The 25,015-nt window shown below is 35.0% G+C and carries 21 protein-coding genes; 7 read left to right on the forward strand and 14 right to left on the reverse strand.

Annotation, left to right across the window (positions count from 1 at the left end; all coding sequences use genetic code 11):
- Positions 1-71: 71 nt before the first annotated feature.
- From FND99_RS17070 to FND99_RS17120, 11 genes are all read right to left on the reverse strand, one after another.
- Positions 72-545 (reverse strand): hypothetical protein, encoded by a 474-nt coding sequence (locus FND99_RS17070; RefSeq protein ID WP_144339147.1) that lies wholly within the window; start codon positions 543-545, stop codon positions 72-74.
- 272 nt (positions 546-817) lie between these two features.
- Entirely contained in the window at positions 818-1,756 is a 939-nt protein-coding gene (locus FND99_RS17075; RefSeq protein ID WP_144339148.1) for a ring-cleaving dioxygenase, read from the reverse strand.
- 397 nt (positions 1,757-2,153) lie between these two features.
- Positions 2,154-2,504: a cupin domain-containing protein gene (locus FND99_RS17080; protein ID WP_144339149.1), complete on the reverse strand. Its 351-nt coding sequence runs from the start codon at positions 2,502-2,504 to the stop codon at positions 2,154-2,156.
- Positions 2,504-3,124, reverse strand: a complete 621-nt coding sequence (locus tag FND99_RS17085) for an alpha/beta hydrolase (RefSeq protein ID WP_144339150.1) — start codon at positions 3,122-3,124, stop codon at positions 2,504-2,506. The genes FND99_RS17080 and FND99_RS17085 overlap by 1 nt, the downstream gene beginning before the upstream one ends.
- Positions 3,125-3,387: 263 nt before the next feature.
- The gene (locus FND99_RS17090; protein ID WP_144339151.1) at positions 3,388-3,678 is read right to left on the reverse strand and encodes a GNAT family N-acetyltransferase; all 291 of its coding nucleotides are present in this window, start codon (positions 3,676-3,678) and stop codon (positions 3,388-3,390) included.
- A 184-nt stretch (positions 3,679-3,862) separates the two neighbouring features.
- Complete coding sequence (locus FND99_RS17095) at positions 3,863-4,678, reverse strand: alpha/beta fold hydrolase (protein ID WP_144339152.1); 816 nt, start codon at positions 4,676-4,678, stop codon at positions 3,863-3,865.
- A gap of 553 nt (positions 4,679-5,231) precedes the next feature.
- Complete coding sequence (locus tag FND99_RS17100) at positions 5,232-5,507, reverse strand: hypothetical protein (RefSeq protein WP_144339153.1); 276 nt, start codon at positions 5,505-5,507, stop codon at positions 5,232-5,234.
- A gap of 154 nt (positions 5,508-5,661) precedes the next feature.
- Positions 5,662-6,186, reverse strand: a complete 525-nt coding sequence (locus FND99_RS17105; RefSeq protein WP_144339154.1) for a DUF421 domain-containing protein — start codon at positions 6,184-6,186, stop codon at positions 5,662-5,664.
- A gap of 125 nt (positions 6,187-6,311) precedes the next feature.
- Entirely contained in the window at positions 6,312-6,881 is a 570-nt protein-coding gene (locus FND99_RS17110; protein ID WP_144339155.1) for a YciE/YciF ferroxidase family protein, read from the reverse strand.
- A gap of 18 nt (positions 6,882-6,899) precedes the next feature.
- Positions 6,900-9,041, reverse strand: coding sequence for a catalase (locus tag FND99_RS17115; protein ID WP_144339156.1), 2,142 nt, complete (start codon positions 9,039-9,041; stop codon positions 6,900-6,902).
- A gap of 391 nt (positions 9,042-9,432) precedes the next feature.
- Entirely contained in the window at positions 9,433-9,849 is a 417-nt protein-coding gene (locus FND99_RS17120) for an EamA family transporter (RefSeq protein WP_144339157.1), read from the reverse strand.
- Between the two features lie 155 nt (positions 9,850-10,004).
- Here FND99_RS17120 and FND99_RS17125 point away from each other — a divergent pair, with 155 nt between their 5' ends.
- From FND99_RS17125 to FND99_RS17155, 7 genes are all read left to right on the forward strand, one after another.
- Entirely contained in the window at positions 10,005-12,455 is a 2,451-nt protein-coding gene (locus tag FND99_RS17125) for an outer membrane beta-barrel family protein (protein ID WP_144339158.1), read from the forward strand.
- Positions 12,456-12,561: 106 nt separating this feature from the next.
- The gene (locus FND99_RS17130; protein ID WP_144339159.1) at positions 12,562-13,569 is read left to right on the forward strand and encodes a YncE family protein; all 1,008 of its coding nucleotides are present in this window, start codon (positions 12,562-12,564) and stop codon (positions 13,567-13,569) included.
- 27 nt (positions 13,570-13,596) lie between these two features.
- Positions 13,597-14,832, forward strand: coding sequence for a TolC family protein (locus FND99_RS17135; protein ID WP_144339160.1), 1,236 nt, complete (start codon positions 13,597-13,599; stop codon positions 14,830-14,832).
- Complete coding sequence (locus FND99_RS17140; RefSeq protein WP_144339161.1) at positions 14,801-15,751, forward strand: efflux RND transporter periplasmic adaptor subunit; 951 nt, start codon at positions 14,801-14,803, stop codon at positions 15,749-15,751. Before FND99_RS17135 ends, FND99_RS17140 begins: the two co-directional genes overlap by 32 nt.
- A gap of 4 nt (positions 15,752-15,755) precedes the next feature.
- A complete protein-coding gene (locus tag FND99_RS17145; RefSeq protein ID WP_144339162.1) occupies positions 15,756-18,803 on the forward strand; it encodes an efflux RND transporter permease subunit in 3,048 nt (1,015 codons plus the stop codon).
- A 58-nt stretch (positions 18,804-18,861) separates the two neighbouring features.
- A complete protein-coding gene (locus tag FND99_RS17150; RefSeq protein ID WP_144339163.1) occupies positions 18,862-19,617 on the forward strand; it encodes a phosphatase PAP2 family protein in 756 nt (251 codons plus the stop codon).
- 83 nt (positions 19,618-19,700) lie between these two features.
- Positions 19,701-20,765: a glycosyltransferase family 9 protein gene (locus FND99_RS17155; protein ID WP_144339164.1), complete on the forward strand. Its 1,065-nt coding sequence runs from the start codon at positions 19,701-19,703 to the stop codon at positions 20,763-20,765.
- Between the two features lie 66 nt (positions 20,766-20,831).
- Here the strand turns inward: FND99_RS17155 and FND99_RS17160 are convergent, their stop codons facing one another.
- The 3 genes from FND99_RS17160 to FND99_RS17170 all read right to left on the reverse strand — a co-directional run bounded on the left by FND99_RS17160 (position 20,832) and on the right by FND99_RS17170 (position 25,013).
- Positions 20,832-23,243: a TonB-dependent receptor domain-containing protein gene (locus tag FND99_RS17160; RefSeq protein WP_144339165.1), complete on the reverse strand. Its 2,412-nt coding sequence runs from the start codon at positions 23,241-23,243 to the stop codon at positions 20,832-20,834.
- A 10-nt stretch (positions 23,244-23,253) separates the two neighbouring features.
- The gene (locus FND99_RS17165; protein WP_144339166.1) at positions 23,254-23,682 is read right to left on the reverse strand and encodes a PepSY-like domain-containing protein; all 429 of its coding nucleotides are present in this window, start codon (positions 23,680-23,682) and stop codon (positions 23,254-23,256) included.
- A 74-nt stretch (positions 23,683-23,756) separates the two neighbouring features.
- Positions 23,757-25,013 (reverse strand): sensor histidine kinase, encoded by a 1,257-nt coding sequence (locus FND99_RS17170; protein WP_246074239.1) that lies wholly within the window; start codon positions 25,011-25,013, stop codon positions 23,757-23,759.
- Positions 25,014-25,015 lie beyond the last annotated feature (2 nt).

Here is a 25,015-nt window from a genome sequence, read left to right on the forward strand (position 1 = left end):
AAATGTCTCTGACTTTGCGCAATTTTTTTTGTCTTTCAGAAACTGAAAAAGCCTCAAAAGTCTCTGGCTTTTTATTGTTTCTTATTCTTAAGTTCGACTTTAAAGTTACCCCAGTAAGGATTATCTGCCATTTGTGAATGACCGATTACTATGACGTGATTTCCTTTTTGGGTAAGCTGCATTTTCAAGTCCTTCCCAAAAGGGCCATCTGAGGAATTATCTGGAAAAATAATTTGATTGAAACGGATATTTCCATTGTTCGTAGCTAGTATTATCTTAGCTTCTAATGTTCCTAAACTTTCATTTTTAAATTTGACAAACACTCGCGGATGAACAGAATCTAATAGACCTTCGGCTGTATTTAGATTATTATCATCTTTGAAATTCATAAAGATAGTGTCGTCTATTTGCTTGTTTTCCGCTCGTTCTTTTTTGACTACAATTGTGTCTGGAATAACCGAATTGGTTTTATTTTCTTTTTGCTTTTCTTTTTGTTGGCAGGAAAAAAAGAAAGTAAATAGTATTAGGAACATGGCATTTTTCATAATCTAGATTTTTAGTTGAGTATCTCAAATTTAGGTTTTTATCAAAGCATTTTTTATTAAAATAAGCCTTAGATTTTACATAATTCAGGTATTGATTAAATTACGAATTCCAAAGTAATGTTTTTATATTGAATGAATTAGAAATTATGAGGTCGATTATTAATGAACATAAAACAGCAAAAGACACTAATTATGAATTAATGCCTTTTGCTGTTTTTAAGCGTTCCCTTCGTCTAAACTCAGAATTTAATAATCTGAAATCTACTGTTTTTTTAGTTTATTTTCACCAAATGCGCTTCAATTGCTGCTCTATCAGCTTCATATTGTGCAGGAAGTTTCAAGTTTTTACCTAATTCTTCTAAGCTTTCATCTACTGTAAAACCTGGGTTGTCGGTTGCAATTTCAAACAATACGCCTCCTGGTTCTCTAAAATAAAGAGAATGGAAATAATTTCTGTCGATTTGCGGTGTAATAGACAATCCGTAATCTTCGATTTTTTCTCTGAATTTCATCAAAATTTCATCATTTGGAACACGGAAAGCTACGTGATGAACAGTTCCGTTTGCATTTAAACCGCGTTTTTCCTCTGGTAATTCTACCAAGTCAACGATGGCAGCATTTTCGACAGCATCTGTTGCATAACGGTAACGATTTACTTCTTGATCGATTAATTTATAGCCAAATATTTCTGTTAAGATTGCAGCAGTTGGTTTGATATTGTTTAAAGTCAAAGTGATATTATGAAAACCTTTTGTAGCCACATCTGCTTTTACTTCGTCGGTTTCCCAAGCTTTTCTGTTATCGCCTGTTTTAGATTCGATCAACTCTAATTTTAGTCCGTCTGGATCTAAGAAAGTCAAGTATTTTTCTCCAAACTTTTCAGCAGGTTTATTATAAATTATATTGTACTGCTCAAAACGTTTTTGCCAAAAGTCAAGGCTGCCTTTCGGAACAGAATAACCAATTTCAGTTGCCATTCCAGCACCTTTTCTTCCTTGTTGAATTCCAGCTCCCCAAGGGAAAAATGTCAAAATTGTTCCAGCGCTTCCTACTTCGTCGCCAAAGTAAAAATGATAGGTTCCGGGATCATCAAAATTTACCGTTTTTTTGATAAATCTTAATCCTAAAACTTTTGAATAAAAGTCAAAATTACGTTTAGCGTCGCCTGCGATTGCAGTAATATGATGTAAGCCTAATATTTTATTTTCCATGGTTGTTTTTATATTAAATTGTTATTGATTTTCTTATACAAATTTACGTCCGTTATGCTTCTGCATCGATTAACCTAGATTAAGAAATAAAACAAGGTGCGTTTTGGAACTTTTACGCTATAACCAAAGAATGTTCCGTTTTAGTTAAAGGCTTTGTTTTAAGAAAGTCAATTTGGTTTTTACATGATTTATCGTGATTTATTGATATGAAAATGGCATAATTAGAAAGTCCACAAAGAACTAAAAAAGTTTTTCACGCAGATTTAAAAAGATTTGAGCAGATTTGAATCTATATTATAAAAGAAAACTTAGCGTCTTCATGGAAAATACTTCGTGAAATTATATTTTCAGCATTTTCATAATCAAAAAAAATTAGTGGAAATTAGTGGCAAAAAAATTATAGTTTTATGAATATCGATTTTCGAAGTTTTGGCTCGATATTTTTGGTTTTATGGCCTTTTCCGATAGTGTCTTCAACCAACAGAATAGAACCAGTTGGGAATGTTCTTTTTTCTCCCATTGAAGTTTCGATTTCTACGCCACCATCAAGTAAAACAATATACTGACGGTTTGGCGCATTATGATAATCGTAATCGTAAGACGGACTAACTTCTCTGAAAACAATAGATTTCACCGGTTCATCATCAGATAAAAATCCGATATCGCCATTGTTTTTCAACGGAACTTGAAAATCTTCAAAATGACTTTCACCGTTTGAATCGCTGTAAACGCGAGTTATGGTAATCATTATCTTTTATTGAAAATTAAGGCATTTGCACAATCGACTTCATCCTGACTAATAGTATGTCCCATGTTTGGATAGATTTTTTTAGTAACATCAGCACCCATTTTTGTCATAAGTGTTTCAGTATCATTTACTCTTTCTACAGGAACGTGAAAATCAGGATCGCTTGTTCCAATAAAGACTGGCGTATTTTCAAAGTTTCCTGAATAGTGATTTTCATATACCTTGTCGCCAATTAATCCACCTGTGAATGCTACGATTCCGCCGTATTTTGCAGCATTTCGGGTCGTAAATTCCAAAGCGAGACAAGCACCTTGAGAAAATCCCAAGAAATAAATATTTTCTTTTTCAATTCCATTTTGCTGAACAGCCACCACCACTTGATGAATTGCCTCTAATGACTTTGAGAATGAAGGCTCGTTTTCGTTCAGCGGAACTAAAAACGAATACGGATACCAAGTTCTGTTTTCCGCTTCAGGCGCAACCAAAGCAAAATCGTCAACCCTAAGATGTTTTGCAATTGAGAGGATATCATGAGCACTTGCACCGCGACCATGAATCATAATTAAGGCTTTTTTTGCTTCGTTTAATGGTATTCCGTCTGTCAATATTTTTGTATTCATACAATTGTGTTTTTAATTATTAGTTAGAGGAAGTGATTTTTCACGTAGATTTTAAGACATCTTTGCAGATTAAATTTTTTATATTTCAAGTAATAAACCACAATCTTGTCATTTCGACGGAGGAGAAATCTTCGCAAGGAGCTCGACAAAGATTGTTTTATCGTTACGGAGTTACTCTTGAAGATTTACTTCGCCTGTTCGCTATCGCTCGAGTCTCCTCCGTCGAAATGACAAACTTTGGGAATATACTTTATCAGACTTGATTACTTCTTCCAAATATCTTCATATTCATCTGGATGTCTTTTGAATTGTGCGTGAACATACGGACAAAGCGGTAGAACTTTCAAATTATTGGCGCGAACATAAGATACCATTTCTTCCAAAAGTTTCTTTGCATAGCCTTTTCCTTCACCTTCTGGTTCAACTCCTGTGTGGTAAACCGTTAGCAAATCGGGTTGGATGCTTACTGTCATTTCTCCTAATTTTTTATCATCGACATAAAGATTAAATGCGCCGTGTTTTTTTTCGTCTAATTCTAATTTTATTATTTCCATATTGTTTAGTAGTATTCTTGTTTAATGCTTTTTCTCCCTTTTTTCTAAAAGGGAAAAAAAAATATCTTTCTTTAAAGATACTTTATTATTGGCAAACTGCAATTCAAAAAGTTTGTTTTTGCTAGCTGTTATAGTGGTTTAAACTGCCTGCAAAGAATTTTTGCAGGCAGTTGTAGTTTATGAGTTATTTTATAAAAGCCAGAATATCATTGTTGATGGTTTCTGCTTCTGTAGTTGGCATTCCGTGAGGAAATCCTGGATATGAAATCAGTTTTCCGTTTTTAAGCAATGCTGCTGATTTTGGTGCTTGATGATACGGAACGATCTGGTCATCTTCGCCATGCAATACAAGAACCGGAATGTCCAAACTTTTAAGATCTTCTCTAAAATCGGATTCAGAGAACGCTTTGATTCCGTCATGATGTGCTAAAACAGATCCCATCATTCCTTGTCGCCACCAATTTTGCTTAATTCCTTCTTGAACAGTTTTGCCTTCACGATTCCATCCATAAAAAGGAATTGGAAAATCATAAAAATATTGTGATCGAGTAAAGGCAGTTCCTTTTCTGATTTCGTCAAAAACAGACAAAGGCACGCCCTCTGGATTTGACTCGCTTTGAATCATAATTGGCGTTACAGCGCTAATGATTACTGCTTTTGAAATACGTCCTTTTCCGTATTTTGCGGCATAACGAATTACTTCACCGCCTCCTGTTGAGTGGCCAACATGAATTGCGTCTTTTAAGTCTAAAGCCTCAACTAATTGTGCAATATCTGAAGCATAAGTTTCCATGTTGTTCCCTTCAGAAGTCTGACTTGAACGGCCATGTCCGCGACGATCGTGTGCAATAACGCGATAGCCTTTTTGAAGAAAAAACATCATTTGTGCGTCCCAATCATCACTTGATAAAGGCCATCCGTGATGAAAAACAATTGGTTGTCCTGTTCCCCAATCTTTGTAATAAATTTCTGCTCCGTCTTTTACTGTAAATGTGCTCATTTTTTAAAGGTTTTTTGATTATTAAATAGTATGAATTGTTGTTATTTTTTTTGCAATATTTCTATTGAAAATTATTTTAATAGATATTGTTGCATTTCTTTTACAAACTTAGAAAGGATTACAAAAGGTATCAGTTAACCTAGATTAAGAAAGAAACAGGCTCTCGATTTCTTTTTTAAATATGATTTTATTTTAGTCCATCTTTTAATTTATAGCCGAATACCAAAAATATATCAAATAGTGTACTTTAATGGTAAATTATTGGTTATCAGTATTTTAAATTTACAATTATTTTTTGCTGTAACGATATTTCGTTGATTTTTACATTTTTTTTATTAAAAATCGTTTTTCTTACTCACTCTTAGGAGTGTTCATTTGCGCAGCGGTTTAAAAAGTTTCGGTACAAAATTTAAAATTCAAATTTTGAAGAAAATCCAAAAAAAATCCAAATCCCAATTTGAATATTGGGATTTGGATTTTTTCTGTTTTAGATAAATTTATGTGATAGCCTAAGTTTTCCCTGATTTAATTAAGATTCTTGGGTTTAATTACATCAAAAAAACGATATACCTTCATTACTGTCGTATTCTCCTTGTATTGTTTTAGAATCTTCTTCTTCCCAGTCATTTTCATCATATTCTGTTAAGAAATCATCTTCGAGATCTTCTTCCAATTCTCCGAGTTCTAGATTATAATGGTTGGTTGCAGCCAGTCTTGCTTCAAAATCGACATCAAGATAACGGTCATGATCCAACAAAAGATCTTCCTGATAGTAATTCATATCATCTGAAGCCTTTTCATACATATAGTAATAATTTTCGAATTCCATATAGCGTAATTTTTAAGTAATAGTTTAACGACCAACTGTTTATATTATTTAAAGTTACACTTTTTACTACAATAATTTTTGTATAATATCCGAAGAAGATTGTTAAATTTTCATCTTCCTTAAAAAAGTATCAGTTTTTTGATTCTTCAACAGATTAGGAATTTACTAAACTAGGAATGTCATCTAAGGAACTATTTCCGTTGCCGGTTGATTTCCTCACTATACTGATTTGGCCATTGAGTTCCATAACTACGGCTTTGACTTCTTCAATTTGGTCGATTCCAGAATTTCTTATTGTTGAAAATATTTCAGCTTTGGTTATAGCTTCTCTTGCCATAGTTTTCTCAATAAATTTGCCATCGTAAAATATCAGGCTTGGCACTGCATTTACAAGCCTTTCCATTTTTTTTGAAGAACGGGCAGTCCAAGCAAAAACATATTGCATAATGATAATCAAAAACAACACAATTGCACCTTCCAGAAGGGGAACTATTGCCAGCATCATATAGGATAAAGTTGATCCCAAAGCTACGGTTACCACAAAATCAAACGCATTAAGTTTTGACAACGTACGCTTTCCTGAAATCCTGACGAAAAAAAACAATGTGATAAATGCTATTATTGTTGCCAGAGCAACATGTTCAATGCTTATCCAATCTTTAAAAAATATTTTTCCCATGATATTTCTAAGTTAAATGACTGCTTTAGTAAAGATTTCTGCCACCACTAAAATCGAATAACAATCAAAAATAGGGCTTAACTGATATAAAGATTTCACGTTTAAAATTTGATTTTCGATTCAAATTATTCTGCAGCAACAATATTGATTGCATTAAGCGCAACATCATTTAAAAGACAGTCTGCCTCTTTTTCCTCGGCAAGTGTCTGGGTCAATAACTTGGCTGCATCATTTTCTCCGAGTGTTTTGGCAAAAGCAGCCAAGGTGCCATATGTCGCAATTTCATAATGTTCAATTTTTTGAGAGGCTGCTATAATGCCCGCGTCGCGCACTGCTCCTGGTTGTGTTTCTTCCAATATACTGTCTCCCTCTTTGAGCAGACCGGCCATTGCTTCGCATTTTTTTCCTTCTGCTTTTTCGCCCAATAGTTTGAAGACTTTTTCGAGTCTTGATACCTGATTTTGTGTTACAGCATGATGCTCTTTTATAGCCGAAATCAGACTCGCATCGGTTGCATTAGCCTGCATTTTTGGCAGCGCATTTACTAGTGCCTTTTCCGCCCAGTAAATATCTTTCAAGCTGTCAATAAAGAGTTCTCTCAGTTCTGATGCCGCGCCATTAACAGGTTCTACGATTGCCTTATTATTGTTTTTGTCGGCTGTTTTTGTATTACTTGGTTTATCTGTATTTTTCATGATTTTAACTTTTATAGTTTAATTGTAGAGGTTTTTTTCACGTTCCCAAAATCGGTGTTTCTTCATTGCTGTAGTGAAGTCATTGGCGAATTTTTCTGTTCCTGTATCTTTATTTATGATGATACCTTTATCTTCATTTGTAATTTTTGAAGCAAAAGCGGCAGCATTTATTATTGCTTCAGCTTTGCCGTCGGCACCAATTACTTTGCAATGTTTGTAAGCGTCATTTAAAAATTCGTTTACTTCGTCGCTGTCAGCAAGTACGCTCAATCCCAATCCATCCGGAATATAAACGGCGTCAAAAAGTACTGATGACGCAGTAAGAAAACTGAAATCGGCATGAATTTCACCATCGTTATCTAAAATTACGGCGCCAAGTTGTGGTGCTATGATGTAGCCTTTTGCATCTTCTTTCAACAATGCTTTCTTCATATTTGAAACTCCAGCATCAGAAACACCATCAGCACATATAATAGCAACTTTTCGTGATGCAATAGTAGGAGAGTTGGTTGGGTTTTTAAGCATGCTGAGTGCATCAGATATTTTCACCGACTGCTCGACAGTTTTGGGTTCTTGTTTTCCGTTTTCATCTTCGGGTGCAACGCCTTGATTCAATGGAGTTTCTAAAATAGTAGGAACTGTAGCGCCCAATCCCACAGCTACTTTCTCGGCAAGCTGTTTATCAACTTGCGACAAAAGGCCAAGCATTCTGAGTCTTATTGCGGTTGTTTCGACTTTTCCAAGTTCAAAACGCAACGCTTTTACAATGTGGCTTTTTTCTGCTGGCGTCTGGCTATTGAAGAATAATTTTGCTTGCCCAAAATGATCGCTAAAACTTTCGCTTCTTTCTCTGATCTTGTGCGCATCAACACGTTCATCGAAGCTTGAAAAACCACCTTCAGCAATTTTTGCTTGATAAGGGCAACCGCCACCTAGAGAGTTGGGATGATAACTAACTCGTCCAGTATTGATTTCTTGGCGCATATGTCCATCACGCTGATTGTTATGTACAGGAGCTACACTGCGGTTGATTGGAATTTCGTGAAAGTTTGGGCTTCCGAGTCTTGAGAGCTGCGTGTCTGTATAAGAAAATAATCTTCCTTGTAATAAAGGATCGTTCGTGAAGTCAATTCCAGGTACCACGTGTCCGGGATGAAAGGCGATTTGTTCCGTTTCTGCAAAAAAATTGTCGGGATTTCTGTTCAGCACCATTCTTCCAATTATTGTAACAGGAACTAATTCCTCAGGAACTAATTTTGTGGGATCTAAGATGTCAAATTCGTATTTGTTTTCGTCTTTCTGCGGAATGATCTGTATTCCAAGTTCCCATTCTGGAAAATTGCCTGCTTCTATTGCTTCCCAAAGATCCTGTCTGTGGAAATCTGCGTTTTTTCCCGAGATTTTCTGTGCTTCATCCCATGCCACAGCGTGGGTTCCTAGTTTTGGTTTCCAATGGAATTTAATAAAATTAGATTCTCCTTCTTCATTAATCAATCTGAAAGTATGAACTCCAAAACCTTCCATCATGCGGTAGCTTCTTGGCAGCGCACGATCAGACATCGCCCACATTATCATGTGCATGGATTCAGGCATTAATGAAATAAAATCCCAAAAGGTATCATGTGCAGAAGCTGCCTGTGGCATCTCATTATGTGGCTCAGGTTTTACGGCATGAATCAAATCTGGAAATTTAGAAGCATCCTGAATGAAAAAGACAGGCACATTATTTCCTACCAAATCATAAACTCCTTGCTGCGTATAAAACTTGACAGCAAAACCTCTTACATCACGAGCAAGATCGGTCGAACCGCGTGATCCTGCCACGGTAGAGAATCTGACAAAAACAGGAGTCTTAAGACCTTTTTCCTGCAAGAAACCCGCTTTGGTCAATGTTGGTATAGGATTGGTGACTTCAAAAAAACCATGTGCTCCTGAACCGCGCGCATGCACAATTCTTTCAGGTATTCTTTCATGGTCAAAATGAGTGATTTTTTCTCTTAGTATAAAATCTTCCAGCAAAGACGGTCCGCGGTCTCCGGCTTTTAAGGAATTGTTATCATCATTTATCCTTACACCATGATCAGTGGTGAGGAATTTATTTGTATTGTCTGATTTGTTGCGAAGCAAATCACGCTGCTTCATATCCTGTGAATTTTTCATGCTGCATAGTGTTAGTGAATAAAATAAGCCTTAACAATCAGTGTTTTGAGTACTTTTTTCAGGCATATAAATTTACTCCTAACAAGTGCAAACCAGTTATACGATTATCATTCTGCTTTACAGAATTCCTAGTTTTAAGGTTCTAAATAATTGATAATTAGTTAATAAGTTAATAGTGGCGCAAAGTCGGAGACATTTGCGCAGCGGTTGCAGGATCAATTGAAAAAATTGGGGAAGTTGAAGTGTATTGCGTTTTTAATCTCGTAAAGTCGCGAAGTCGCAAAGGTTTATTTAAAAAGTTTTTAAAAAAAGAAAAACTTTGCGGCTTTGCGACTTTGCAAGCAATTTTCGTCAGTAAGTTGCAGAAATGTCTCTGACTTTGCTTTTTTTATTAACTATATATAGTAAGTATAGTGCCTCCAACAATCATGACAACTCCAATAATGCCAAGAGGACTGATTTTCTCGTTTAAAAATAAGACAGAAAGCACAATCGCAATGGCAACGCTTAATTTGTCAATTGGTGCTACTTGCGAAACTTTTCCCATTTGCAAAGCTTTAAAATAGAATATCCACGAAAGACCTGTAGCGATTCCGGAGAGGCATAGAAAAATCAGGTTTTGCTTCGTCAATAGATTAATTGTACTGGTTCCTCCTCTAAAAAAAGCAATTCCCCAAGCCAAAATTAGTATAATAACAGTTCTAATAGCAGTTGCCAAATCAGTGTCAACTCCTTTAATTCCCATTTTAGCAAAAATTGCCGTCAGAGCAGCAAAGAATGCAGAAAGCAATGCAAAAATCCACCACATAATTCTTAATTTTTAAGTTGATTAAAAGCAAAGTAAATTTACGATTTAGTTTTAATTTAGAATTTGGCTTCGTAAAACAATAAAGTGTTGTATTTTTTTGGGATTCAGAATAAATTCAGAATTTGGGTATTATTTTAGCGCCATAAATTTTTGATATGCGCTATATAATACTAAGCTTGATTTTTATGTTCTCGATTGCAGTTGCTGCACAATCGCCAAATTCAAAAGGCAAAATTACAGGAAAAGTGATTGACGCTGAAACCAAAATTCCTATCGAAATGGCGATAGTAAGTGTTTATCGTTCAGGCGAAACTAAAGTATTAAATGGACAAACGACAGATCAGAATGGAGCGTTTTCTATAGAAAACCTTCCTGCTGGAGAATATAAAATTACGGTTGATTTTATAAGTTATAAAACGGCTTCGTACAATTCGGTTAAGTTGAATTCGGGTGCAGTAAATCTTGGAAATATTCAATTAGCTCCTTCGTCAAATCAATTAGATGAAGTAAAAATTGTTTCAAAAACACAAACTGTTCAAAATAAAATTGACAAAATGGTTTATAACACGGCTAATGATCTTACAAGTCAGGGCGGTGTTGCGACAGATATTCTGAAAAATGTTCCGATGGTAAGTGTTGATATTGATGGAAATGTAGAATTGCAAGGAAATCCAAACATCCGATTTTTAATAAATGGAAAACCGTCAAGCATATTTGGAGCCAGTATTACAGATGCGTTGCAGTCGATTCCGGCAAGCCAAATCAAAAGCATCGAGGTTATTACAAGTCCGGGCGCTAAATATGATGCTGCCGGAACGGGTGGAATTATTAATATTGTTTTAAAAGAAAGCAAAGTCCAGGGAATCAACAGCAGTATAAACTTATCAGCAGGAACGAGATTAGAGAATGGTTCTTTTAACTTGAATGCACGAAAAGGAAATTTTGGCGTTGGCGTTTATTTCAGCGGCAACAAACAATTGAATACCGAAACCAAAAGCTCAAGCGATCGTATATCGTACAATCAAACCAGAGACAGCATAAACAGATTGTATCAAAATGGTACAAGCCCTTTTACCAGAAGCGGTTATCAAACAGGCATAAATGCAAACTGGAGCATCACACCAAAAGATGAATTGACAGCGACTTTGGGTTATAATCATTTTGAGAACAACTCATCTGGAATGACGTTGCAAAATCAGACTTCTTCGTTATCTGACGGAACTGTTTTGTCTGAAGTGATTAGTGAAAGAAATTCATTGAGCAATTTTAAAAATAACGCAACCGACTGGAGTTTAGGCTATAAAAAGACTTTTGAAAGAGAAGATCAGGAATTGAATTTTCTGGTAACCTCAAGTCATGGCAAAAGCACAAATGATGCATCACAACAAACTGCTTATCGTGATGATGTATTTCCGGTTTCAGGACTTAGAAGTTATAATCCTGGAAATGATCATCAAACCGATTTTTCTTTGGATTTTGTACGACCACTTTCTAAAGGATTTGTTCTTGAAATGGGGTCAAAAGTATCTTTGGAAAGTATAAACAGTAATGTTGTCACAGATACTTTGGCATTAGATGGTTCGTATATAAATAATCAAGGACAAACTTACAGTTTTCAATACAAACGAAATATTTATGCGGTTTATGCATCTACATCTTTTGCGCTGTTCAAAAACTTTTTAGAGGGAAGGGCAGGACTTCGATATGAGCGTACCAATACGACGGCTGATTTCGTTGGAGTTTCTATTCCTGATTACAATACTTTTGCGCCCTCTTTTACGGTTCAGCATAAATTCGGTGAAAATCAATCGGTGAAATTCGCTTATAGCTACCGTATCGAAAGGCCAGATTATGAGGAGTTGAATCCGTTTTTTAATATCAGCGATCCGCACAATATCAGTACCGGAAATCCATTTTTGAAACCAGAAATTGGAAATCGTTTTGAATTAGGATACAGTAAAACTTTTGAAAATAATGCCAATATTTATTTCTCAGGTTATTATCGCCGAAATACAGATGACATTCAGAGTTTTTCTACCTATCATCCAGTCCTTGATGTCAACGGAACAGAATATACTGATGTTACGCTGACACAACGTTACAATATCGGAACGCAAACCGATATTGGCGCAAGCATATTTGGATCTATTAAATTTGCCGAAAAACTGAATGTAAGAACTACTCTTGAATTTGGTGATCGCACCACTACAAATCCTTCTTTGCCTACAGTGAGTGGCTTTAATTACAGAGCAAATTTGAATTTAAGTTATCAATTTGCACCAACTATGATGGGAGAGATTTTTGGAAATTACCGTTCTTCTCAAAAGAATATTCAAGGAGATCGACCAGCGTCATTTTTTTATAATCTGGCGCTTAGAAAACAATTTTTGCATAAAAATGCAAGTCTTGGATTGACAATGGCGAATCCTTTTAATAAATATATGAACCAAAGATCTACGAAATACGGAGCAAGTTTTAATCAGGTAAATGTGAGAGAAATACCGGTTCAATCATTCGGAATTTCATTCAGTTATAAATTTGGAAAACTGGAATTCAAAAAAGGAGAATCAGACAATAATAATGATCCGCAACAGCCAACAATTTAATTCAAAACATAGCAATACTTAATTCAATATTAAGAATCGCAACGACTTAATTCAGAATTAATTCAGGATTTAAATTCAAATTTGTATTGAATTTAAATTTCTTATTATGAAATATTTGTCAGTGCTTTTGTTCTTCGTTTTTGTTCCATTTCTAAAGGCTCAAAATATAAAATTATCGAAAGAAATTAAAGTTGAGGGAAACATGGGATGGGATTATTTGTCTGTTGATGAAGCTTCTCAGCGACTATTTGTCTCCCATGGAAATGTTGTAAATGTTATTGATCTAAAAACAGAAAAAGTAATAGCTACAATACCTGATACTAAAGGAGTTCATGGTATTGCCATAGCCAATGATCTGAATAAAGCATTTATAACCGATGGAGCTGATAATGCCGTAACGGTAATCAATCTAAACACATTTGAACTTATTGAAAAAGTGGCTATTCAGGGTATAAAGCCTGATGCTGTGCTTTATGATAAGTTTTCAAACAAAGTATTTGTCTTTAATGCCAAGACTAACGATGCCACAGTTCTGGACGCAGTTACTAATAAAGTTATCAAAACAATTCCACTAGAAGGCAAGCCTGAATTTTCTGCTACTAATGCTAAAGGATTGGTGTATGTAAATATTGAGGATAAAAATCAAATAAAAGTGATCAATACAGATAAGCTTGAAGTAATACATTCCTGGGATATTTCGCCAGGCGATGAACCTTCGGGGCTGGCTTTTGATTCGGTTAATAAAAGACTTTTTAGTGTTTGTGGAAATTCAATTTTGGTGGTTACTAATGCTGAAACCGGAAAAGTGGTAACAACATTACCAATTGGAGAAGGATCTGATGGTGTTTTTTTTGATGACAAAAGAAAACTGGTTTTCAGTTCGAACGGATCAGGAAATCTGACTGTTATAAAACAAAAAGATAAAGATCAATATGCTGTTGTACAAACCGTACAAACGGCTAAAGGTGCTAGAACTCTTACGATGAGCAAAGCTACAGGTACATTATATCTTCCAACAGCCAGTTTTGGAAAAGCTCCAGCTGCAACAAATGATAATCCAAATCCACGCGCTTCCATTACGCCAGACTCCTTTAAGATTTTAGTATTAAACTAATTTCATATAATCTTTGAATTGCACACGATGAAATGGTATTTCTTTTTCGTACTTGTTTTTATTGGTACTGCGACTTTTTCTCAGGAAAAAGAGCTGTCCTACTTTATAGACAAAGGAAGAAACAATTCTCCGTTACTTGTAGATTATCAAAATCAGATTAAGATTTCTACTTTGGATAGTCTCTTGAACAGGGCGTCTTATAAAACTCAGGTTGCAGGAAATTTAAATGCTAATTATGCTCCTGTTATTAATGGTTATGGTTACGACACAGCATTAAGCAACGGACAAATGGTTTCGGCTCTTGTTGGTTTTAATCAGCGAATATTAGGCAAAGGGCAAATCAATTCCCAAGCAGAATCTTTTAAATTGATCAAAGATGCTCTCATAGTCAATAAAAAAATAGCCGTCAAAGATTTGGATAAAAGTATTATCTCGCAGTATATCACGGCATATGGTACTGAGAAACAGATGGCTTTTAATAATAAAGTGACAACGCTTTTAAAAGAAGAAGAAGCCATTTTAAAAAAACTGACCAAAAATTCCATCTACAGACAAACAGATTATCTGATTTTTAATGCCACAATAAAACAGCAAGAACTTACGGCGTTGCGATTGAGACAGCAATATCAAAATGATCTCGCGCTTTTAAATTATCTGGCAGGAGAAAAAGATACCACTTTTGTAAAACTTAAAAATCCGGATCTAACCATAAAATCGGATGAGCAGCAAAACAATTTATTTTTAAAGCAATTTGAGATTGACAGTTTAAAAATAAAAAATTCAGACAAGCTTATTGACAACAATTACAAACCATCTATTTCTTTATTAGGAGATGCAGGGTATAATTCGAGCTTTATTTCTCAGGCGTATAAAAATGTCGGTTTTAGTGTAGGCGCTGGTTTGAGCATTCCAATTTACGATGGAAAGCAACGAAATCTTCAACATCAAAAAAACAGCATGGCGCTGGCAACCAATGAAAGCTACATCCGAAATTTTAAAAGGCAGTACGAACAGCAATTGCTTTTGCTCCATCAAAAAATTAATCAGAATACAGAAACTAGTAAAATGCTGCAATCTCAGCTTTTAGTAGCAGAAGCACTCATTGAAGCCAATAAAAAATTGCTGTTGACCGGCGATGCCCAAATTACTGAATACATTATTGCGCTGAGTAATCTTATTTCGATTCAGGATGCTATCACACAAAATAGCGTAAATAATCTTCAAACTATTAATGAAATCAATTACTGGAAATCTAATGAATAAGTACAAGTATAAAGCGGCAGGAATTTTATTTCTAATGGCATTGTTTTTAGCTTCCTGCAACAAAACAGCTCCAACAGAAGCACCCGTGGTTGTAAGCGTTCCGGTAACTGTAACCCACATCGATACAACAGCAATTGAAAGCTATGTTGATTTGAATGCTACAACAACTTATTTAATAAAAAACACCGTAAAAGCCAATACTACAGGCTATTTGGAACTTGTAAAAGTAGCGTCAAATGATTTTGTTTCGAATCATCAATTATTGTTTTCATTAAAAACACGCGAAGCAAAAGTTTTAGGAAACACGATTAATAAAATTGATCCGAGTCTGAATTTTGGAAATGCTATTCAAGTGAGAGCAACCTGCGACGGATTTGTAAATGCTGTAAATGTTCAAAAAGGAGATTATGTACAAGATGGTGATGTATTGGCAATTATTAATGATGCCAAAAGTTTTTCGATTGTTTTAAGTCTTCCGTACGAACTCAGAAAATTTGTACCACTCAATAAAATATTAAATGTCTATTTGCCAGATGGTACTGTAATTCAAACAAAAGTAGAGAAATACATGCCAACTGTTGATCCGGCATCGCAAACTCAAAATGTGATTTTAAAAAGCATAAAAGCAGTCAATATTCCAGAAAATTTGATTGTAAAAGTTAGGATTGATAAAACTGCTGATAATAAAACAATTAGTCTTCCTAAACAAGCCGTTCTTAGTGATGAAACCCAAACTGATTTTTGGATTATGAAAGTAATGGACAAAAATCTAGCGGTAAAAGTTCCGATAAAGAAAGGAATCGAATCTGCTGATAAAATAGAGATACTTTCTCCAAAATTAAAAACGAGTGATCAAATTTTGCTTACAGGAAATTACGGAGTAGGAGACAGCATCAAAATAAAAATCATCAACAAATAAGCTCATGATACCTTTTTTTGCCCGACATAAAAATGGACTTAGCACTATAATCTTTCTGATTTTATTGGGAGGAATATTTTCGTATTCTAAAATGCAGACGGGATTATTTCCTGAGATTACATTTCCGAAAATAAAAATTATTGCCGATGCTGGACAACAGCCTGTAGATAAAATGATGATTACGGTGACCAAACCTCTTGAAACGGCTATAAAAAAAGTGCAGGGACTTCAAACCGTTCGAAGTACAACAAGCAGAGGAAGTTGTGAGATTTCGGCTTTTATGGATTGGAATGCCGATATTGATTTGAGCAAAACCAGAATTGAGGCGCAGATTAATCAGATAAAAAATGATCTTCCGCCGGATTTGCAGGTTACGGTTGAAAAAATGAATCCGTCTATTTTGCCCGTGATCGGATATGCAATTGACAGTAAAGATCGCTCTGCGGTCGATTTAAAAAAGATCGCGAATTATACCATCAAACCTTTCTTGTCGCAAATTCAGGGAACGAGTGAAATCAGAATTGTTGGTGGAAAAGAAAAAGAATACTGGTTGTCGCTTGATTTTCAAAAAATGAGTGCTTATGGCATTACGCCAGCAATGGTAACACAGGTTTTTACAGAAACCAATTTTATAAAATCTAACGGTTATCTCGCAGATTACCATCATTTGTATTTAACAATTACCGATGCACAACTGGATAAAAAAGATGAGCTTGAAAATCTGGTTATTCGCAATAATAGCAAAGGAATTGTTCGGCTAAGCGATATCTGTTTGGTTGAAATTAGAGAAGCGAAAGAATACATTAAAGTCAATGCCAATGGCAAAGAAAGTATTCTGATTGCAGTCATCAAACAGCCCGATGCCAATTTGATCGAAATGTCGGATGCCATGAACAAAAAGATGAGCGATCTTAAAGCAATTCTGCCAAAAGATATTACCATCAAACCTTTCTATGAGCAGGCAAATTTTGTAAATGCTGCAGTAAAAAGTGTTACAGATAGTTTGCTTATAGGCTTGTTTCTGGCGATCATTATTGCAGTATTATTTTTAAAATCGGCGAGAGCCAGTGCTACAATTTTAATTACGATTCCGGTTACGCTTTCGTTGACGCTTGTTGTGCTGTATTTTACAGGACAGACTTTCAATATTATGACAATCGGCGCCATTGCTGCTGCCTTAGGGTTAATTATAGATGATGCTATTGTAGTGGTAGAACAGATTCATCGCACACACGAAGAACATCCAGATGAACCGGCGGTGACATTGCTTCAAAAAGCGATGAAATATTTATTGCCAGCCATGACAGGTTCATCAATCAGCACCATTGTAATTTTTATTCCGTTTGTTTTAATGAGCGGCGTTGCAGGATCGTATTTTAAAGTTCTTACGGATACAATGATTATTACATTGATTTGTTCTTTTTTGGTGACATGGCTTTTGCTACCTGTAATTTATTTATGGCTGTCTCCAAAGAAATCATTTATAAATAAAAAAGAAGACGCTCATCATGAAGTAAAAAAACAAAAATGGGTTTCGTATTTTATTGAAAAACCTGTTTTAAGCATCGTTTTTTGTTTGATTTTACTGCTTTCTATATTTTTAATTCTTCCGAATCTTGAAACCGGATTTTTACCCGAAATGGATGAAGGTAGCATTGTTTTGGATTATGAATCGCCACCCGGAACATCTCTTGAAGAAACAGACCGAATGCTTCGCGAAGTGGAGAAAATCATCATTAAAAATCCTGATGTAGAAGCCTATAGCCGAAGAACAGGAACGCAAATGGGTTTTTTTATTACAGAACCCAACACGGGAGATTATCTGATACAATTAAAAAAAGACAGATCAAAAACAACCAATGATGTAATTGATGATATTAGATTGAAAGTTGAAAATAGTCAGCCGGCACTTCGTATTGATTTTGGGCAGGTAATTGGAGATATGCTCGGCGATCTTATGAGTTCGGTTTCGCCTATTGAAGTCAAGATTTATGGAAACGATCAAACTAAACTGCATCAAATAGCCAGAAATGTTGCGACTATTATTGAAAATACCAAAGGAACGGCAGATGTTTTTGATGGTACAGTATTGGCCGGACCAAGTGTAAATATTGAACCTAATTATTCTTTATTATCTCAATATGGCATAACGCCAGCTGATTTGCAATTTCAAATGCAGAGTCAGTTGGAAGGAAATATTATTGGTACTTTGCTGGAACAAGAACAGTCAACTCCAATTCGTCTTATTTATAAAAATTCGGAAAAACGTAGTTTGGATCAGATGAAGCAATTGCAGGTTTTTCTGCCTGGAGGACAAGCGATTCCGCTTTCTAATTTAGTGAAAATAACACCCGAAAAAGGAAGTGCCGAGATACAGCGTGAGAACCTTCAAATGATGAGCGTTGTAACAGGAAGACTAGACAACAGAGGCTTAGGAACGGTTATGGCTGAAATTCAGAAAAATATAAAACAACAAATTGTTTTGCCTCAAGGCTATTATATTGAATACGGTGGGGCTTATAAAGATCAGCAACAAGCTTTTAGTGAATTATTACTGATATTGGTTACATCATCACTTTTGGTTTTTGGCGTAATTCTGTTTTTATTCAGAGATTTTAGAGCGGCGTTGGTTATTCTTCTTATTTCTGTATTGGGAATTTCAGGAAGTTATTTATTGCTTTTCCTAACCAATGTGCCACTGAATGTGGGAAGTTATACCGGAATTATTATGATTGTGGGGATTATCAGCGAAAATGCCATTTTTACTTTTCTTCAATTTAAAGAAACGTACAAACAGACTTTAGATATTAATCAGTCCCTTATTTATTCGATTTCAACAAGACTCCGACCAAAATTAATGACAGCTTTAGGAGCAATTATTGCGCTGATGCCTTTGGCTATTGGAGTAGGAACGGGATCAGAACTTCACCAGCCTTTAGCGATTGCTGTTATTGGCGGTTTTATTGTCGCGATGCCTTTATTGCTCATTGTATTGCCAAGTTTATTGGCTTTTATCTATAAAAACCCTAAACACCTTACTTATTTATTATGAAGCAAAACTACGTTAGTGGGAGTGTCAACGTAATATTCATTTTTTAAATTTCCTTAAAATGTTAAAGACTTTTTTATTATTTCTCGTAAGCACAATAGCTATTAATGCACAAAATACTGTGTCAGATTCTATTGTAATTAAAGATACCGTACAGAATTTAAAATTCAATTATAAACAATTGATTATACCTGGAATTCTTATTGGATATGGTTTTATCGGACTTGAAAACGATCAGCTCAAAAGTTTCAATAATCAAATTAGAGAAGAAGTAACAGAGGATATCGACAATAAAATCACTATTGATGATTTTTCTCAATTTGTTCCTGCTGCTTCTGTGTATGCCTTGAATGCTGTAGGTATTGAAGGTAAAAACAATCTAAAGGATAGATCGATCATTCTAGCGACTTCTTATCTTATGATGACTACGACGGTATTTGCATTAAAAAATATTACTCATGTAGAAAGACCAGATGGAACATCCAACAATTCGTTCCCTTCGGGGCATACTGCGAATGCTTTTGCGGGTGCCGAATTTCTTTGGCAGGAATACAAAGACAAATCGGTCTGGTATGGGATAAGCGGCTACCTTGTGGCAACAGGAACAGGATTGTTCAGAATGTACAACAACAGACACTGGCTTACCGATGTAGTTGCTGGAGCGGGTATAGGTATTTTGAGTACCAAAGCGGCTTACTGGCTGTTTCCGTATGTGAAAAACACTATTTTTCCTTCCAAAGAAAAGAAAGTTACTTCGATGATTGTTCCTTTTTATAATGGACAACAAATGGGAGCCGGAATGGTCGTCCAGTTTTGATTTTTCGAAATTACCAATAGAATTTACAAGAAACAATTTTTAAATACCACAAGACTTTTTCAAGTCTTAAAAATTTACTTCAAATGAAAATTTCAAAAAAGATCAATAATGTTCGACGAGAAGCGATGCGATTTATAACCAAAAATATTGGTTCTTCTCAAAAAGCTTCAAATAAAATGATGGATGATCCAACTCAAATTAAGCTAATTTTGATTTGCAGGCCAAATGCACGGCTAGGAAATCTGCTCCTTATTACTCCTTTGATTAAAGAGGTCAGTGCTGTTTTTCCCGAGGCTCAAATTGACCTTTTTGTTAAGGGCGGTTTAATGCCTATTATTCTGAAAAACTATAATCAGATTGGTGAGATTATTGTTCTTCCTAAAAAACCGTTCAGCGATCTAGTAGCTTATTTAAAAGTGTGGCTCAAAATAGAACGAAAAAAATATGATTTGGCAATAAATGTCGATAAAGATTCTTCGTCAGGAAGACTCGCTGTTGAACGATCTCACGCTGCTTTTAAATTTTATGGAGATGATTTAAATGAGATTGAAAGCAAAGCAAATGATTACTTGCATATCGCTAAATATCCGGTTTATAATTTCAGAAATTTTTTAAAAAGTGTTTCTGTTGAAACCCGTAATTTGCCAATCTCAGAAATGGATCTGAAATTAGATGCGACAGAGTTGGCTCATGGCAAGGAAATCTTAAAAGATAAATTTGACAATCAAAAACCCACGATTGCCATTTTTACTTTCGCAACTGGTGATAAATGTTTTTCTGAATCTTGGTGGAAGGACTTTTATGAGCTTTTAAAGATAAAATACGAGCGAGATTATAATATTCTTGAAGTGTTGCCGGTTGAAAATGTCTCACAAATTCAATTTAAAGCCACAAGTTTTTATAGTAAAGACGTACGCGAAATCGCTTCTGTTTTAGCAAATACGGTGCTTTTTATTGGCGCTGACAGTGGCATCATGCATTTGGCTAATGCATCGCATATTCCTACCGTTGGATTATTTTCCGGCCTTAATATTCAAAAATACCAGCCTTACGGATTTGGATCTGTAGCCATCGATACCAATACGATTGTAAGCAAAAATCAATATATCGTAATCATCGACGAAATTTTGCTTAAGAACAGTCAGTAAGATTTATTAAAACGATTCCTGCAATCCCGAAGCTTCGGGATTGCAGGAATATCTAATACGAACAATCTAAAACTTGTAACTGTATCCAAAACGTATTACTTGCGTTTCATAATAATCCTTGCTGCTGTAGCCAAAATTTTCTCCCGTTATTTCTTTCTGAATTACTAAAGTGTTGAATATGTCTGTAGCATTCAAAAACACTTCGCCTTTTCCTTTTTGAACCGTTTTTTTAATTCCTAAATCAACAGAAAATCTCGAACCAATTTTCCCTTGCGGAATAACATCAGGCGCAAGATAAATTGCAGAAACTTGTCCTTTTAATGTTTTATTTAGCTGAAACGTATTGTTCCATTTTAAATTTCCGGAAACCATCTGCTGGCGCTCGCCGTTATAAACGCTTGGAACAGGGTATAAATTTGTAACCGTAAAAGCATCGATGGTATTTTGATACAGATTTCCATTGAAATTAAGAGAATACCACGAATTTACGTCTTGAGAATATACGGCTTCAATTCCAATCGAGTTGCTGTTGCCAGCGTTTTGAAATACATTATAAATTAAAGTGCTTTCTGGAACCGTGGTCGCAATACGCGCGATGGTTCCGTTTATAATTTTATAATAAACCGCTGAGGTAAAATATCCTTTTGGCATTGTTTTTTTATAGCCAATTTCAAAAGCGCTAGTAAATTGAGGACGAAGCCCCGGATTTCCAACTTTTATAATTTCGGCATCATCGTATTTCGGAAAAATACGAATATCAACTTCAGCCGGTCTGTCAACTCTACGGTTGTAAAAAGCCGTTATTTTGTTTTTATCATCGATTTTATATCCAAAACGTACATTCGGAAAAGGTTCTGTATAATGATAGCCGTCGCTTTTGTAAGTTGGATGATCCGGATTCACATCATATTGAAGTTTTACGTATTCCAATCGAATCCCGATTTCTGCTTCAATTTTACTAGTTTCATAAATATAATTGGAATATAGTGCCGGAATTATTTCCTTGTAATTTGCCCATCCTCCAGCATTAGCATCAATTGGAGAATTCTGTCCCGGAAAGAATTGCATATTCGTGGGAATCTCTCGGTTTCTGAATTTAAAACCGGTTTCAAATCGGCCATATTTTAAAGGTCTGATATAATCCAGATTAATATCGACTACTTTTTCATCTGATAAAAGTTTAAAAGAATCCTGTCCAACAGAAGTTGGAAGTGTATTGGTGAAGAAGTATTTTTCATCTTCTCTATGATAGGTGTAGTTGATTCCTGCGTTTAATTTGTGGCCTGGCTGACTAAATTTATGTTCATACGAAGCACTTGTCATTACCGTCGTTTTAAGTTCGTCTTCTAAAAATGACCAAAGGCGAAGCCTCTGAGAATAATCTTCATTAAAAAAAGGTTCATCGCCATTATCAATGATTTTTTCACTTCCAAAAAGTCCGGAAAATGAAAAACTGTTCTGCTCATTGTAATTCCAGTCTATTCCAGATTTTAGCGTTGTAAAATGTGTATCACGATTTCTGACAGTTTGTTGATTGATGATGGTGCCGTCGTCATAAGTTCGCGTTACAAATTCGTTTTTGTTAAGTGTTTCCGTATATAAATAATCGGCTTGAAGATAGGCGTTTATTTTGCTTTTGCGATAATTTAAGGATAGCGACGGATTTATTTTTGGTGTCACTTGATATTGCGGACGAATTGTCGGCAAATTGGCTTTGCGTTCCCAAAGTGCGCCATATCCAGAACCTATTCCGATTTTCCCGTTAAAGCCTTCTTGTTTGTTTTTTTTGTAAATGATATTGATGATTCCTGCATTTCCGTTGGCATCAAATTTTGCAGAAGGATTGTTTATAATCTCAATTTTTTCAATGGCTGAAGCTGGTATATTATCAAGACCCGATTGGTTTCCAAAGCCGGTTAGCGCAGTTTGTTTTCCATCAATCAGCACCATAACTTTATCATTGCCACGCAGTTGGACTTTTCCATCATGAAGCGTAACACCAGGAAGACTTTGCATGGATTGAAGGACAGATCCTCCGCTTTGTGTAATATTATCAGCTACCGAAAAGACTTTTTTATCCATTTTAGAGCTAGCTTCTGAAGTTTTTGAAGTGATGACAACTTCAGATAAAGTATTGATATCTTCTTCAATATCAATAGTATTTAGATCTAGAAAATCGGAGAGTGTTCCAATAAAAATTTTCTGTGATTTGGTTTTATATCCTGTAGAAGAGATTTCAAGAATATAATTTCCAGATGATACGGATGTTAGGCTAAAACGACCTTCTTCATTGGTGACCGTACCAGCAATTATTTTTTGTTCTGTTGGAGTTTTTAAAACTACATTGACATAAGGAAGTGCAGTTTTTGAGGTCTTATCTTTTATTAATCCTGAGATTGTGGCGGGGTTGTTTTGTGCCGTCATATTGTAAATTTTCATTAACAGAAATGACAGCACAAAAAATATTTTTAATTTCATTTTTACAGTTTTAGTCGGCTATGCTTTTGATATAAGTGCCTTGTTTGTCAAAAATTAGATCAATAGAAGTTACCTGAGCTTCAAACGTAACCGTTCCATGTGCATCGGTTATTTTTGCAGCTTCTTTGATCTTTTTGCTTTTATAGTTTTTTTGGATATAAGCCAGAGCATTGGCCGGAAGTTTCTTCACGCTAATTTCCTCTTCAGTTTCTAATATATTTCCATTAGAATCTAAAAGCACGGAGCGTTCTGTTTTGCCAACCGTAAAATTGGCTTCATAATTTCCTTTTTCCTTTTCCCATTTTACATTTGTTTGATCGGGATAGGAGATCAAAAAGGTCGATTTTACAATTTTAGGAATGTCTTTTTCACTTACTTTTTGACCAATGGCAAAAGAAGAAAAAAGCAGCGCTAAGAATGTTAGGATTGAATTTTTCATAAGTACTAATTTTTTTAATTAATAAAAAACCTAGTACAAAGTTTGAAAACGAATCTGTAGGAAGTTTGAATTTTTTAGAATTTGACGCTGAAACTGTGCAAATTATTGTAAAAAGTATAGCTTATTTTCCAATTGTTGAGTTCCGTAATTTTTTTAATAATGGCTAAACCAAGTCCGTTTCCTTGCGAAGCCGAATTGGTTTTAGAAAAACGGTTGAAAAGCTTTTCAATTTGTAAAGGTGTGTCTTGTCCCGTGTTTGAAAACAGCAATTCATTATCCAATGTTGTAATAATAATTTTGCCATTTTTTTCGTTGTGCCGAATCGCATTTAAAAATAAATTATTGATCAAGACCTCGGTAAGTGCAGGATTTCCGTTTATTGTTAAGGTTGAGGTAAATTCTGTATTGATGGTCAGATTTTTAGCATCGGCCTGTTCGCTAAAAAAATCTAAATGTTTTTTGATATAATCATTAACCACAATAGTACTTTTTTCAAGAAAACTCTCATTTTCAATTTTAGAAAGCAACAATAGGTTTTTATTAAGTCTGTTGAGTCTTGAAACATCGGTGTTTAAAGAAGCAACAACCTCAGACTGATCTTTATTTAAATCAAGCTGTGCAAGAGTGTCAATTTTAGTTTGAAATAATGCCAAAGGTGTCTGCAGTTCGTGAGCGGCATTTTCGACAAACTCTCTTTGATTTTGATAAATAGCAGTATTTTTTTCAATCAATTTTTCCAAACTTTTATTCAAACGATCAAATTCATCAATATCTGTCGGAATAAAATGCGGCGCTTTGTTTTTATCGATTTCAAAATCATGAATCTGATTCAGCGTGTCATAAAAAGGCTTCCATATTTTGACAGCGGTAATTTTAGAAATCAAGATGATTCCGATTAAAAGAATAATAATGATGAAGAGAAACATACCGGCAATACTAAAAACCATTCCTTCCATTTCCAGCAGATTTATTCTTTCGGTATACGTATATCTTTTCCCGTTAATGTCAACCGGAGCGTAGAGTACACGAAACGGCTCTTTTTCTCTAGCAATAGAATCATAAATCATTTTGCCAACGATCGAGTCTTTTCTAACACCCATGTCAGGTATGATCATTACTTCATGATTATACTTGTTCCATAAATCAATATCGTTTTGGGTAAAATTTCTATGGCTTTCCTGTATAAAAGCGCCTTTATGAAAATGAAGTACTTCATCGGTTTCATAAATATAAAGCTGCTGGCAAATGAAATAAAACAATGGTGCGGCAATCAATAAAATGATAATCGCATAAGCAAGAAAGCTGTTTGTTGTTTTAGTAAGCAATTTCATTT

The organism is Flavobacterium daemonense (assembly GCF_007341385.1).
In the GTDB taxonomy this organism is placed as follows: Bacteria; Bacteroidota; Bacteroidia; order Flavobacteriales; family Flavobacteriaceae; genus Flavobacterium; species Flavobacterium daemonense.